11 protein-coding genes are annotated in these 13,549 nt (G+C 71.5%); 8 read left to right on the forward strand and 3 right to left on the reverse strand.

What is annotated here, in order from left to right:
* Positions 1-409: 409 nt before the first annotated feature.
* Positions 410-676 (reverse strand): 30S ribosomal protein S20, encoded by a 267-nt coding sequence (gene rpsT, locus ABZ951_RS23380; protein WP_344088922.1) that lies wholly within the window; start codon positions 674-676, stop codon positions 410-412.
* Between the two features lie 232 nt (positions 677-908).
* Here rpsT and lepA point away from each other — a divergent pair, with 232 nt between their 5' ends.
* From lepA to hemW, 3 genes are all read left to right on the forward strand, one after another.
* Entirely contained in the window at positions 909-2,774 is a 1,866-nt protein-coding gene (gene lepA, locus ABZ951_RS23385; protein ID WP_344088919.1) for a translation elongation factor 4, read from the forward strand.
* 241 nt (positions 2,775-3,015) lie between these two features.
* A complete protein-coding gene (locus ABZ951_RS23390) occupies positions 3,016-4,905 on the forward strand; it encodes a long-chain fatty acid--CoA ligase (RefSeq protein ID WP_344088916.1) in 1,890 nt (629 codons plus the stop codon).
* A gap of 47 nt (positions 4,906-4,952) precedes the next feature.
* Positions 4,953-6,185: a radical SAM family heme chaperone HemW gene (hemW, locus tag ABZ951_RS23395; RefSeq protein WP_344088914.1), complete on the forward strand. Its 1,233-nt coding sequence runs from the start codon at positions 4,953-4,955 to the stop codon at positions 6,183-6,185.
* A gap of 137 nt (positions 6,186-6,322) precedes the next feature.
* On the opposite strand, the gene ABZ951_RS23400 is transcribed toward hemW, so the two are convergent.
* On the reverse strand, positions 6,323-7,150 hold the full coding sequence (locus tag ABZ951_RS23400; protein ID WP_344088912.1) for a DUF3097 domain-containing protein: 828 nt from the start codon (positions 7,148-7,150) through the stop codon (positions 6,323-6,325).
* Between the two features lie 168 nt (positions 7,151-7,318).
* The gene (locus ABZ951_RS23405; protein WP_344088910.1) at positions 7,319-8,050 is read right to left on the reverse strand and encodes an MBL fold metallo-hydrolase; all 732 of its coding nucleotides are present in this window, start codon (positions 8,048-8,050) and stop codon (positions 7,319-7,321) included.
* Positions 8,051-8,234: 184 nt separating this feature from the next.
* Here ABZ951_RS23405 and hrcA point away from each other — a divergent pair, with 184 nt between their 5' ends.
* The 5 genes from hrcA to ABZ951_RS23430 all read left to right on the forward strand — a co-directional run bounded on the left by hrcA (position 8,235) and on the right by ABZ951_RS23430 (position 13,307).
* Positions 8,235-9,251 carry a heat-inducible transcriptional repressor HrcA gene (hrcA, locus tag ABZ951_RS23410; protein ID WP_344088907.1) on the forward strand — a complete coding sequence of 339 codons (1,017 nt, stop codon included), beginning with the start codon at positions 8,235-8,237 and terminating at the stop codon, positions 9,249-9,251.
* Entirely contained in the window at positions 9,252-10,391 is a 1,140-nt protein-coding gene (gene dnaJ, locus ABZ951_RS23415) for a molecular chaperone DnaJ (protein WP_344088905.1), read from the forward strand.
* A gap of 165 nt (positions 10,392-10,556) precedes the next feature.
* Positions 10,557-11,738: a nitronate monooxygenase gene (locus ABZ951_RS23420; protein ID WP_344088903.1), complete on the forward strand. Its 1,182-nt coding sequence runs from the start codon at positions 10,557-10,559 to the stop codon at positions 11,736-11,738.
* A complete protein-coding gene (locus ABZ951_RS23425; protein WP_344088901.1) occupies positions 11,735-12,487 on the forward strand; it encodes a 16S rRNA (uracil(1498)-N(3))-methyltransferase in 753 nt (250 codons plus the stop codon). Before ABZ951_RS23420 ends, ABZ951_RS23425 begins: the two co-directional genes overlap by 4 nt.
* A gap of 61 nt (positions 12,488-12,548) precedes the next feature.
* A complete protein-coding gene (locus tag ABZ951_RS23430) occupies positions 12,549-13,307 on the forward strand; it encodes a LuxR C-terminal-related transcriptional regulator (RefSeq protein ID WP_344088898.1) in 759 nt (252 codons plus the stop codon).
* Positions 13,308-13,549 lie beyond the last annotated feature (242 nt).

Raw genomic sequence — 13,549 nt, forward strand, 5'->3', positions numbered from 1 at the left:
GCCCGCTGGGTGAAGTCGGCCGGCTTCTCGGCCGCGTAGGAGGCCATCTCGTCGAAGCCGATGCCCACCGGCAGGTAGGAGAGCGGGTCGTGGGCAGCCACTACCAGCCCGTCCGGGGGCACCTCCTGGGGGCACCCCCAGCGGTAGCTGGGGGAGATTGAGGACACCGCCGCGCAGCGGTGGTGCACCCACAAGCCCGGCCGGAAGGCCAAAGGCCCCGCGCCGCCCTTGGGGAAAGGGCAGGCGCGGGGCCTTCGGTGTGACGCTCGGTTGCACCGCACCCCGTGGCGAACGGCCGCGTGCGGTGCGTCTCGCAGTCTTCACAACTTCGAGAGTGCCGGGACGGCGCGGTAGAGAGGGTCCGCGGAGTCCGTACCGACGGGTTGGGGCACTAGGCCCCGGAAAGGCTTCAGCCCTTGAGGGCGGCAGCCTGCTTGGCCAGCGCCGACTTCTTGTTGGCGGCGGCGTTCTTGTGCAGGACACCCTTGCTGGCGGCCTTGTCGAGCTTCTTGCCGGCCGCGGCGACGGCGGCGGTGGCCTTCTCGACGTCACCGGCGAGGAGCGCCTCGCGGGCCGCGCGGACAGCGGTCTTGACCGAGGACTTGACGGCCTTGTTGCGCAGGCGCGCCTTCTCGTTGGTCTTGTTCCGCTTGATCTGGGACTTGATGTTCGCCACGAAAGAGCCTTTTCAGGTTCGTCGGATTTCTGAGTGCGTCCGCACCCCGGAGGGAATCTTCCGAGAGGGAGGACCCGAGAGGGCACGAGACACAGTTGTCCAGGCTACCAGGAGGCACTCCGGCCTCCCAAACCGGACCGATGCCGCCACTCATGGGACGATGGGGTGACGTATCACCCGCGACTCCCGACGAGACCGCGTTCAAACGCCGAAGTCACCGAATGGACCTTGCGTGCCCGCGACCCCTACCCATGTGCCGGAGCCGAGCCGTACCGACCCGGCTCTCATCCGTAACTTCTGCATCATCGCGCACATCGACCATGGCAAGTCGACGCTCGCCGACCGGATGCTCCAGCTGACCGGTGTGGTCGACTCGCGGCAGATGCGTGCGCAGTACCTCGACCGGATGGACATCGAGCGTGAGCGCGGCATCACGATCAAGTCCCAGGCGGTCCGGCTGCCCTGGGCGCCCACCGAGGACAAGGGCAACACCCACATCCTCAACATGATCGACACCCCGGGCCACGTCGACTTCACCTACGAGGTCTCGCGTTCCCTCGCCGCGTGCGAGGGCTGCATCCTCCTGGTGGACGCCGCCCAGGGCATCGAGGCCCAGACCCTCGCCAACCTCTACCTGGCGATGGAGAACGACCTCACGATCATCCCGGTCCTCAACAAGATCGACCTGCCGGCCGCGCAGCCGGAGAAGTTCGCCGCCGAGCTGGCGCACCTGATCGGCTGCGACCCCTCCGAGGTCCTCAAGGTCTCCGCGAAGACCGGCGTCGGCGTGGACGCGCTGCTGGATAAGGTCGTCGCCGAGGTCCCGCCGCCCGTCGGCGTCAAGGACGCCCCCGCCCGCGCGATGATCTTCGACTCGGTCTATGACTCCTACCGCGGCGTGGTCACCTACGTCAGGGTCGTGGACGGCGAGCTGAAGAAGCGCGAGCGCATCAAGATGATGTCGACCGGCGCCACCCACGAGCTGCTGGAGATCGGTGTCTCCGCGCCGGAGATGACGCCCTCCGACGGCCTGGGCGTCGGCGAGGTGGGCTACATCATCACCGGCGTGAAGGACGTCCGTCAGTCCAAGGTCGGTGACACGATCACCTCCTTCGCCAACGGCGCCACCGAGGCCCTGGGCGGCTACAAGGACCCCAAGCCGATGGTGTTCTCGGGCCTGTACCCGCTGGACGGCTCGGACTACCCCGAGCTCCGCGAGGCCCTCGACAAGCTCCAGCTCAACGACGCCGCGCTCGTCTACGAGCCGGAGACCTCGGCCGCCCTCGGCTTCGGCTTCCGTGTCGGCTTCCTCGGCCTGCTCCACCTGGACGTGATCCGCGAGCGGCTGGAGCGGGAGTTCGGCCTGGACCTCATCGCGACCGCGCCCAACGTGGTCTACCGGGTCAACATGGAGGACGGCACCGAGCACATCGTCACCAACCCGAGCGAGTTCCCCGAGGGGAAGATCGCCGAGGTGCACGAGCCGGTGGTGAAGTCCACGATCCTGGCGCCCAACGAGTTCGTCGGCGCGATCATGGAGCTCTGCCAGTCCCGCCGCGGCTCGCTGCTGGGCATGGACTACCTCTCCGAGGACCGGGTCGAGCTGCGCTACACCCTGCCGCTCGCCGAGATCGTCTTCGACTTCTTCGACCAGCTGAAGTCCAAGACCCGCGGCTACGCCTCCCTCGACTACGAGCCCACCGGCGAGCAGCAGGCCAGCCTGGTCAAGGTCGACATCCTGCTGCACGGCGACAAGGTGGACGCGTTCTCCGCGATCACGCACAAGGACAAGGCGTACGCGTACGGCGTGCGGCTCGTCGCCAAGCTGCGCGAGCTCATCCCGCGGCAGAACTTCGAGGTGCCGATCCAGGCCGCCATCGGCTCGCGGGTCATCGCCCGTGAGACGGTCCGCGCGATCCGCAAGGACGTCCTCGCCAAGTGCTACGGCGGCGACATCTCCCGTAAGCGCAAGCTGCTGGAGAAGCAGAAGGAAGGCAAGAAGCGGATGAAGATGGTCGGCAGCGTGGAGGTCCCGCAGGAGGCCTTCATCGCGGTGCTGTCCTCGGACTCCGACGGCGGCGAGAAGGGTAAGAAGTAGTCGCGGCGCTCCGCACCGTCACGGCCCGGATGCCCGTCCCCCACGAGGGGGCGGGCATCCGTCGTCCGGCGGGAAGCCACAGCTCGGACGGGATACGTGTGCAGGGCAAGCAGTGTGCCGGTCACAGCTTCGACAAGGCGGTCGCAGACCCTTACGTCCTGGCCCCGTGCGCTCTAGTCTGATCAATGCTTGAAGGTTACTCGTGAGTCACCAGCAAAAGAATCGGGCCCCGGAGGACGCCGTGACCGAGACACAGGCTTTGATCGAGAACCGGCCGCCCTCCGTGGCGACGATCCTCCTCGAACGCGTGGCGGAGACACCCGACGCCGAGGCGTACCGCTACCCGGTGCCCGACCCCTCCGGGCAGGGGCCCGACAGCTGGGCCTCGCTCACCTGGCGCCAGGCGGGCGAGCGCATACTCGCCGTCGCCGCCGGTCTCGTCGACCTGGGCGTGCGCCCCGAGGAGCGGGTCTCCCTCGCCTCCTCCACCCGGGTGGAGTGGATCTTCTCGGACTACGGAGTCCTGTGTTCCGGGGCCGCGACCACCACGATCTACCCCAGCACCAACGCGGAGGAGACGGCCTTCATCCTCGCCGACTCCGAGAGCCGGGTGCTGATCGCCGAGGACGCGGCCCAGCTCGCCAAGGCCCGTGAGCACCGCGCCGAGCTGCCCGGGCTCGCCCACGTCGTCGTCATCGAGGCCGCGGACGCCGTGCCCGCCGAGGGCGACCCGGAGGGCTGGGTGCTCTCCCTGGCGGAGCTGGAGCGGCGCGGCGCCGCGCGCCTGGCGGCCGAGCCCGAGCTCGTCCTGGACCGGATCAAGGCCCTGCGCGCCGACCAGCTCGCCAGCCTGATCTACACCTCAGGCACCACCGGGCGGCCCAAGGGCGTACGGCTGCCCCACGACGCCTGGTCCTACATGGCGCGCGCCATCCAGGCCACCGGCCTGGTGGTCACGAGCGACGTGCAGTACCTGTGGCTGCCGCTCGCCCACGTTTTCGGCAAGGTGCTGACCGTCAGCCAGATCAGCACGGGCCACGTCTCCGCCGTGGACGGCCGGGTCGACAAGATCGTCGAAAACCTCCGGGTCGTCCGGCCCACCTACATGTGCTCCGTGCCCCGCATCTTCGAGAAGGTCTACAACGGCGTCGCGGCCAAGGCCCGCGAGGGCGGCGCCGCCAAGTACAAGATCTTCCACTGGGCCGCCGACGTCGCCCGGGAGTACGCAAAGGTCTCGCAGGACAACTTCCAGCGCACCGGCAGCCGGACCGTCCCCTTCGGGCTGGCCACCAAGCACAAGGTCGCCGACGCGCTCGTCTACGCCAAGATCCGCGAGGCGTTCGGCGGGCGGCTGCGCGCCTGTGTCTCCGGCGCCTCCGCCCTCTCCCCGGAGATCGGCTACTTCTTCTCCGGCGCCGGCATCCACATCCTGGAGGGCTACGGCCTCACCGAGACCAGCGCCGCCAGCTTCGTCAACCCCGGCGAGGCCTACCGCACCGGCACGGTCGGCAAGCCGCTGCCCGGCACCGAGGTCCGGATCGCCGACGACGGCGAGGTCCTGCTGCGCGGCCCCGCCGTCATGGCCGGCTACCACGGGCTGCCCGAGAAGACCGCCGAGGTCCTGGAGTCCGACGGCTGGTTCCACACCGGTGACATCGGCGAGCTGTCGCCCGACGGCTACCTGCGCATCACCGACCGCAAGAAGGACCTGATCAAGACCTCGGGCGGCAAGTACGTGGCCCCCGCCGAGATCGAGGGCCAGTTCAAGGCCGTCTGCCCGTTCGTCTCCAACGTCCTGGTGCACGGCGCGGACCGGAACTTCTGCACCGCCCTCATCGCGCTCGACGAGCCGACGCTCATGGTCTGGGCCGGGGAGCACGGCATGGGCGGCAAGCCGTACGCCGAGGTGGTCGCCGCCAAGGAGACCGTCGAGCTCATCGACGGCTATGTGCAGCGGGTCAACGAGGGCCTCCAGCGCTGGCAGACGATCAAGAAGTTCCGGCTGCTGCCCCGCGACCTGGACGTCGAGCACGGCGAGCTCACCCCGAGCCTGAAGCTCAAGCGGCCGGTCGTCGAGCGCGAGTACAAGGACCTGATCGAGGAGATGTACTCGGGCTCCCGGGAGCGCTGAGGCGGCCGTCGGCCGGGAACCCCCGGCCGATGCCGGACAATGGACCCATGCCTTCCGTACTGCCTGACGGCGAACCCGTGCCCGAGGACGGGGCCCTGCCCCCGCACGCCCTGACGGGCGCCGGGCAGCGGCCGCTCGGGTTCTACCTGCACGTGCCGTACTGCGCGACACGCTGCGGATACTGCGACTTCAACACCTACACCGCGACCGAGCTGCGCGGTTCCGGCGGGGCCCTGGCCTCCCGGGACAACTACGCGCAGACGCTCGTGGAGGAGATCCGCCTCGCGCGCAAGGTGCTGGGGGAGGACCCGCGACCCGTGGAGACCGTCTTCGTCGGCGGCGGCACCCCCACGCTGCTGCCCGCCGCCGACCTCGTGCGGATGCTGGGCGCCATCCGGGACGAGTTCGGCTTCGCCGAGGGCGCGGAGATCACCACCGAGGCCAACCCGGAGTCCGTGGACCCCCGCTACCTCGCCGAGCTGCGCGAGGGCGGCTTCAACCGCGTCTCCTTCGGGATGCAGAGCGCCCGGCAGCACGTCCTGAAGATCCTCGACCGCACCCACACCCCCGGCCGCCCCGAGGCATGCGTCGCGGAGGCGCGGGCCGCCGGCTTCGAGCACGTCAACCTGGACCTGATCTACGGCACCCCGGGCGAGTCGGACGACGACTGGCGGGCCTCCCTGGACGCCGCGATCGGCGCGGGCCCCGACCACGTCTCGGCGTACGCGCTGATCGTCGAGGAGGGCACCCAGCTCGCCCGCCGCATCCGGCGCGGTGAGGTGCCCATGACCGACGACGACGTCCACGCCGACCGCTACCTCATCGCGGAGGACATGCTCACGGCCGCGGGCTTCCACTGGTACGAGGTCTCCAACTGGGCCACCGGTGAAGCGGGCCGCTGCCGACACAACGAGCTCTACTGGCGCGGCGCCGACTGGTGGGGCGCGGGACCGGGGGCGCACTCGCACGTGGGGGGCGTGCGGTGGTGGAACGTCAAGCACCCGGGCGCGTACGCGCAGGCGCTCGGCGAGGGCCGCTCCCCGGGCGCGGGGCGCGAGATCCTGCCGGAGGAGGACCAGCGGGTCGAGCGGATCCTGCTGGAGCTGCGGCTGCTGGACGGGTGCCCGCTGTCCTTGCTGAAGCCGGCGGGGGCGAAGGCCGCCGAGCGGGCGCTGTCCGACGGCCTGCTCCAGGCGGGCCCGTACGAGGAGGGCCGCGCGGTGCTGACGCTGCGGGGGCGACTGCTGGCGGACGCGGTGGTGCGGGATCTGGTGGACTGATTACCTGTTCGGGTGAACTGACGCGCAATGGCTGTGTACCCGCTGCATCAGCAAGTTCGGTGAGCCCGTGCCCCTCGACATGCTGGGCGTGGCCCTGGACACGTCCGCATTCCAGACCCAGCCCGGCGCCCCCCCCGCTAGCCCGTCGGCCCCGTCACAAAATCGATCAGTTCCTCCACCCGCCCCAAAAGCTCCGGCTCAAGATCCTTGTAAGACCGCACCGACCCCAGGATCCGCTGCCAAGCGGCCCCCGTGTTCTCCGGCCAGCCCAGCGCCCGGCAGACGCCCGTCTTCCAGTCCTGGCCGCGCGGGACGCGCGGCCACGCCGCGATGCCCACCGACGACGGCTTCACCGCCTCCCACACGTCGATGTACGGGTGGCCCACCACCAGCACGTCCTCGCCCGTCACCGCCGCCGCGATCCGGGACTCCTTCGAGCCCGGTACGAGGTGGTCCACCAGGACGCCCAGCCGCGCGTCCGGCCCCGGGGCGAAGGAGCGCACGACGGCCGGCAGGTCGTCGACGCCCTCCAGGTACTCCACGACGACGCCCTCGACGCGCAGGTCGTCACCCCAGACCCGCTCCACGAGCTCCGCGTCATGGCGCCCTTCCACATAGATGCGCCCGGCGCGCGCCACCCGCGCCCGCGCCCCGGGGAGCGCGATGGAGCCCGAGGCGGTCCGCCGCGGCGCACCGGGGGCCTGGGCGCTCGGCCGGACGAGCGTGACCACCCGCCCCTCCAGCAGGAAGCCCCGCGGCTCCATCGGGAACACGCGGTGCTTGCCGAAGCGGTCCTCCAAGGTGACCGTGGGCCCCTGTGCCGTCTTCTCGCACCTGATCACCGCCCCGCAGAAGCCCGTGGTGACCTCCTCGACGACGAGGTCGGGTTCGGCCGCGACCTCGGGGGCCGGGGTGCTCTTCTTCCAGGGCGGGGTGAGATCAGGTCCGTAGTTTCTGCTGCGCATGTCGGCCATTCTGTGAGGGCAGCGTGTGTGTCGCGGCTGGGGGGCCGGGGGTCATCCCCCGGGGAGGCACAGCCAGGGCGGGGTGAGATCAGGTCCGAACTCTCTGCTGCGCATGCGGGACATTGTGGATCACGTCGGGGCCTCCGAGGAGAGCATCACGGCACCGGCTCACGACACGCCGGAGCGCGCCGCCAGCTCCGCGCGCTGCGCCCGGACGAAGGCGGCGTCGACCGCCGCGCCGTGCCCCGGCACGTACACCGCGTCCTCCCCGCCGAGCTCCAGCAACCGGTCCAGCGCCGCCGGCCACTGCCGGGGCACGGCGTCCGGGCCCGCCTGGGGCTCACCCGACTCCTCGACCAGGTCGCCGCAGAAGACCACCTCGGGCGCCCCGCCGGAGCCGGCGACGAGGACGGCCAGGTCGTGGGCGGTGTGGCCCGGGCCGACGTTGGCCAGCAGCGCCTGCCGGCCGCCGCCGAGGTCGAGGGTGAGCTCGCCGGAGACCGGGTGGTGGGGCCGGACGAGCAGCTCGGCCGCGTTGGCGGCGGCCTCCGGGTCGAGGCCGTGGCGCACCGCGTCCCGGCACAGCGCCTCGCCCTCGCGCAGCAGCAGTTCGCCGAGGCCCACGGCCCCGTACACCTGCACGCCGGAGAAGACGGCCGTCCCGAAGACGTGGTCGAAGTGCGGGTGGGTGAGAGCGATATGCGTCACGTCCCGGCCGAAGAGCTCCCGCACCTCGCGCCGGACCTCCGCGCCCTCCCGCAGGCTCGATCCGGTGTCCACGAGCAGGAGCTCCGTCCCCCCGGCGATCACCCCGATCGTCGCGTCCCACACCGGCATTCTGCGGCGCGCGACCCCTGGCGCGAGCCGTTCCCAACGTGCTGCCGCCTCATGGCTGTCCATACCCGGACGCTAGCCGGAGCGCGGTACGGTTGCCCGCCCGGCCGCCGTGCGGAGGGCACGGCGGGGGGACGGCTCTTGCCCTGTCCGTGGTGCCCGGCCGTACACTGGCTGGAGGGATCTGGCACTCGTGACCATGGAGTGCCAGGGCCCGGGAACCGTAAGACGGCTGGACTGGAGGTGCGCGGTGCTGAGCGAACGCAGGCTCGAAGTGTTGCGCGCCATCGTCCAGGACTACGTGGGCACCGAGGAGCCGGTCGGCTCCAAGGCCCTCACCGAACGGCACCGGCTGGGCGTCTCCCCGGCCACCGTGCGCAACGACATGGCCGCGCTGGAGGACGAGGGCTTCATCGCCCAGCCCCACACGAGCGCCGGCCGCATCCCGACCGACAAGGGCTACCGCCTCTTCGTCGACAAGCTGGCGGGCGTCAAGCCCCTGTCGACGCCGGAGCGGCGCGCCATCCACAACTTCCTCGACGGCGCCGTCGACCTCGACGACGTCGTGGGCCGCACGGTCCGGCTGCTCGCGCAGCTGACCCGGCAGGTCGCGGTGGTGCAGTACCCGTCGCTGACCCGTTCGACCGTGCGCCACGTGGAGCTGCTCTCGCTCGCTCCCGCCCGCGTCATGCTCGTACTGATCACGGACACCGGACGGGTCGAGCAGCGCATGGTCGACTGCCCGGCGCCGATCGGGGAGACCTCGCTCGCGGATCTGCGGGCGCGGCTCAACAGCCGGGTCGTCGGGCGCCGCTTCGCGGATGTGCCGCAGCTGGTGCAGGACCTCGCCGAGTCCTTCGAGCAGGAGGACCGCGGAACCGTCACGACGGTCCTCGCGACCCTGCTGGAGACCCTGGTCGAGGAGACGGAGGAGCGGCTGATGATCGGCGGCACCGCCAATCTCACCCGCTTCGGGCACGACTTCCCCCTGATGATCCGGCCGGTGCTGGAGGCGTTGGAGGAGCAGGTCGTGCTGCTCAAGCTGCTCGGCGAAGCCAAGGATTCGGGCATGACGGTGCGAATCGGCCATGAGAATGCTCACGAGGGCCTGAACTCCACATCGGTCGTCGCCGTCGGCTACGGTTCGGGCGACGAGGCAGTCGCCAAACTCGGCGTGGTCGGACCGACCCGCATGGACTACCCCGGAACGATGGGAGCGGTACGCGCAGTGGCACGTTACGTCGGACAGATCCTGGCGGAGTCGTAAGTGGCCACGGACTACTACGCGGTCCTGGGCGTACGGCGTGACGCCTCGCAGGACGAGATCAAGAAGGCATTCCGCCGTCTCGCCCGCGAGCTGCACCCGGATGTGAACCCGGACCCGAAGACGCAGGAGCGGTTCAAGGAGATCAACGCCGCTTACGAGGTGCTCTCGGACCCGCAGAAGAAGCAGGTCTACGACCTCGGTGGCGACCCGCTCTCCGCGTCCGGCGGCGGTGGCGGCGGCGCGGGCGGCTTCGGTGCCGGCTTCGGCAATTTCTCCGACATCATGGACGCGTTCTTCGGCCAGTCCTCGCAGCGCGGCCCGCGCTCGCGGACGCGCCGCGGCCAGGACGCCATGATCCGTCTCGAAGTGACCCTGGACGAGGCCGCCTTCGGCACGACCAAGGAGATCCAGGTCGACACCGCCGTCGTCTGCACCACGTGCAGCGGCGAGGGCGCGGCCCCCGGCACCTCCGCGCAGACCTGTGACATGTGCCGCGGCCGCGGTGAGGTCTCCCAGGTCACCCGCTCCTTCCTCGGCCAGGTCATGACCTCCCGGCCGTGCCCGCAGTGCCAGGGCTTCGGCACCGTGGTGCCGACCCCGTGCCCGGAGTGCGCCGGCGACGGCCGCGTCCGCTCGCGCCGCACCCTGACGGTCAAGATCCCGGCCGGTGTCGACAACGGCACCCGCATCCAGCTGGCGGGCGAGGGCGAGGTCGGCCCCGGCGGCGGCCCCGCCGGCGATCTGTACGTGGAGATCCACGAGACCCCGCACTCGACGTTCCAGCGCCGGGGCGACGACCTGCACTGCACGGTCACCATCCCGATGACGGCCGCGGCCCTGGGCACGAAGGTGCCGCTGGAGACCCTGGACGGCATCGAGGAGATCGACATCAGGCCGGGCACCCAGTCCGGGCAGTCGATCCCGCTGCACCAGCGCGGCGTGACGCACCTGCGGGGCGGCGGCCGCGGCGATCTGGTCGTCCACGTCGAGGTGATCACCCCGAACAAGCTCGACCCGCAGCAGGAGGACCTCCTGCGCCAGCTCGCGAAGCTGCGCGGCGAGGAGCGACCGATGGGCGAGTTCAAGCCGGGTCAGCAGGGGCTGTTCTCGCGACTGAAGGACGCGTTCAACGGACGGTAGGCGCCTGACTCCTCCGGAGTGACCGCATGTCGGCGCAACGGCCGCTGATGCCAGACGTGATGAAGCCCGGCCGGGGCACACCCCGGCCGGGCTTCCGCATGTCGGGGCCCGTGCGGCCTTCGCGTTCGATTCGGCCGCGTGCCCGGGGCGTGACACGATGTGGTCATGGCTTTTGAATCCAGGGGGGCCTCCGCGCTGACCGGCCTGTCCCGGTATCCGATCGTGCAGGCCCCCATGGCCGGCGGCGGCTCCGGGCCGGCGCTGGCCGCGGCGGTCTGCGAGGCGGGTGGCCTGGGGTTTCTCGCCGCCGGGTACAAGACGCCGGCCGCGATGTACGAGGAGATCAAGCAGCTCCGCGCCCGTACGGCCAAGCCCTTCGGCGTGAACCTCTTCATGCCGCAGCCCCCCGCCGCCGACCCGGCCGCCGTCGCGGTCTACGCCGAGCAGCTCGCCGGTGAGGCCACCTGGTACGACACGCCGCTCGGCGACCCGCACCAGGCGTGCGACGACGCCTACGACGCCAAGCTGGCGATCCTCCTCGACGACCCGGTCCCCCTGGTCTCCTTCACGTTCGGCTGCCCGTCCCCGAAGGCGCTGGAGTCGCTCGCCCGGGCCGGCACGGTGACGGTCGTGACCGTCACCTCGGTCGCCGAGGCGGAGGCCGCCCGGGACGCGGGCGCGGACGCGCTGTGCGTCCAGGGCGTCGAGGCCGGCGGCCACCAGGGCACCCACCGCGACGACCCGCACGCGGACGGCGCGGGCGTGGGCCTGCTGTCCCTGCTGACCCAGGTCCGTGCGGCCGTGGACCTGCCGGTGATCGCCTCGGGCGGTCTGATGCGCGGTGCGCAGATAGCGGCCGTGCTCGCCGCCGGCGCCGGCGCCGCGCAGCTCGGCACCGCGTTCCTCGTCTGCCCGGAGTCCGGCGCCCACCCGCTGCACAAGCAGGCGCTGACCGATCCGCTGTACGGGGGTACGGAGTTGACCCGCGCCTTCTCCGGCCGCCCGGCCCGCGGCCTGGTGAACCGTTTCATCCGAGAGCACGGCCCGTACGCCCCCGCCGCGTACCCCCAGGTCCATCACCTGACGGCCGGTCTGCGCAAGGCGGCCGCGGCGGCGGGCGACCCGCAGGCCATGAGCCTGTGGGCGGGGCAGGGGCACCGCCTGGCGCGCGAGCTTCCGGCGGGCCGGCTCGTCGAGCTGCTGGCCGCCGAACTCGACGCCGCGCGCAGGACATTGACGCAGGACGGCGCGGAGCGGGACGGCGCCGCGCCGCAGGGCGAGCCGCTGACCGGCGAGGCGCCGGGCGACGGGTCGCGAGGAGTTGAGTTGCGAGGGAGCGAGTCATGACAGCGCCGGTCTTCCTGGTCGAGGAGGGGGCCCTCACGGGTGTCTTCCCCGGTACCGTCTTCCCGCTCTCCGGCCCCGAGGGGCGGCACGCGGTCTCGGTCCGCCGGCTCACCGTCGGCGAGGACATCGTCCTGACGGACGGCGAGGGCACCGGCGCGTCCGGCACCGTCGCCGCCGTCGAGGGCAAGGACCGCCTCGACGTCGCCGTCACCTCCGTCCGCTCCGAGCCGCTGCCGGAGCCCCACATCACCGTGGTCCAGGCCCTGCCCAAGGGCGACCGCGGGGAGCTGGCCGTGGAGACGATGACCGAGACGGGCGTCGACGCGATCGTCCCGTGGTCGGCGGCGCGCTGCATCACCCAGTGGAAGGGCGAGCGCGGCGCGAAGTCGCTGAGCAAGTGGCGCGCGACGGCCCGCGAGGCCGGCAAGCAGTCCCGGCGGCTGAGATTCCCGCAGGTGGCCGACCTGATGACGACCAAGCAGGTCGCCACGCTGCTGGCCGACGCCGCGTTCGCGGCCGTCCTCCACGAGGAGGGCTCCAGCGCGCCGCTCGCCACGGCGGAGCTGCCCGCGACGGGCACCATCGTGCTCATCGTCGGCCCCGAGGGCGGCGTCTCGCCCCAGGAGCTCACCGCGTTCGCCGAGGCGGGCGCGCGGCCGTACCGGCTGGGCCCGAGCGTCCTGCGCACGTCCACGGCGGGCACGGCGGCGACGGCGCTGCTGCTGGGACGGACGGGCCGCTGGTCCTGAGGTATCCGGCCGGGGGGCGGGGCGTCGGCTCAAGGTAGGCCGTTTTGGGGATGCATTGCTCATGTCGCAGCTTCACACCCGGGATTACGAGCGCATGCTCGACCTCGTCGTCGCGGTACTCGAGAACAACGACCCGGAGTCGCTGGGTCATCTGATCGCGGCGCACCTGCTCGACGCGTTCGGCTGCAGCACCGTGATCTTCGCGAGGATGCAGGTGCCGAGGCGGCTGGGGCAGGCGGAGGGCTGGGCGCCGGAGTCGCTGGACGGGGTGGACGCCCTGGTCCGGCGCCGGGTGGGCCAGCAGCACCCGCTGGTCGGCTACCTCGCCGACGGGCACCGCAGCCCGGTGTCCATGAACCAGCTCTGCGACCTCTGGCGCCACCTGGAGTGCTCCAGCGAGGCGCGCCGGGACTACGGCACCAACCAGCAACTGGGCCTGCCCCTGCCGTCCGACGGCGGTGCGCTGCGCGCGGTGTCCCTGGGCCGGAAGGGGTCGGACTTCAGTGCGCGCGAGCTCGCGTTCGCCACGCGGATACAGCCGCTGCTCATCAGCGCGGACAGCCATGTGCGCGAGCTGCGGCGGCTGCGGGCGCTGTCCACCGGCCTGGTGCTCCCCACCGAGGGGCACGGCCTGACGCCGCGTGAGCAGACGGTCCTGGGGCTGCTCGCGGAGGGGCTGACGGCCGATGTGATCGGCCGCCGCCTCACGATCTCGCCCCATACGGTCAACCGCCACCTGGAGAAGATCTACCGCAAACTGGGCACCAACAACCGGGTCTCGACGGTGTCGCTGGCCCGGCAGGCGGGCCTGGTGCCATGAGTAGGGAGTTCTTCCTATGGCGGCGCGTGGACGGCCGTCGGATGCTGTGACCAGCACAAAGCGCCGACGCCGACCACGGGGGAGTGGGCGTCGGCGCGCTCGTTCCCCAGCGGCGGGCCCCGGGTCCCGCCCGCGGCGGGTGCAAGGCCGGACCGCCCGCGGCGTGTCCAAGGCCACAGGCCCTGCGCCCGACTTTGTTCGCGACTCGCCTGGCTGCGACCGATCGGTGATCGACAATCCAC

Origin of the sequence: Streptomyces sp. NPDC046215, assembly GCF_040646215.1 — a bacterium.
Lineage (GTDB): Bacteria > Actinomycetota > Actinomycetes > Streptomycetales > Streptomycetaceae > Streptomyces > Streptomyces stramineus.

Excerpts from the sequence above, each read along its gene's own strand:
- ABZ951_RS23405 (WP_344088910.1), bottom strand. The coding sequence starts at position 8,050 with ATGGACAGCCATGAGGCGGCAGCACGTTGGGAACGGCTCGCGCCAGGG.
- ABZ951_RS23420 (WP_344088903.1), top strand. The coding sequence starts at position 10,557 with ATGGCTTTTGAATCCAGGGGGGCCTCCGCGCTGACCGGCCTGTCCCGG.
- ABZ951_RS23400 (WP_344088912.1), bottom strand. The coding sequence starts at position 7,150 with ATGCGCAGCAGAAACTACGGACCTGATCTCACCCCGCCCTGGAAGAAG.
- ABZ951_RS23425 (WP_344088901.1), top strand. The coding sequence starts at position 11,735 with ATGACAGCGCCGGTCTTCCTGGTCGAGGAGGGGGCCCTCACGGGTGTC.
- hemW (WP_344088914.1), top strand. The coding sequence starts at position 4,953 with ATGCCTTCCGTACTGCCTGACGGCGAACCCGTGCCCGAGGACGGGGCC.
- ABZ951_RS23430 (WP_344088898.1), top strand. The coding sequence starts at position 12,549 with ATGTCGCAGCTTCACACCCGGGATTACGAGCGCATGCTCGACCTCGTC.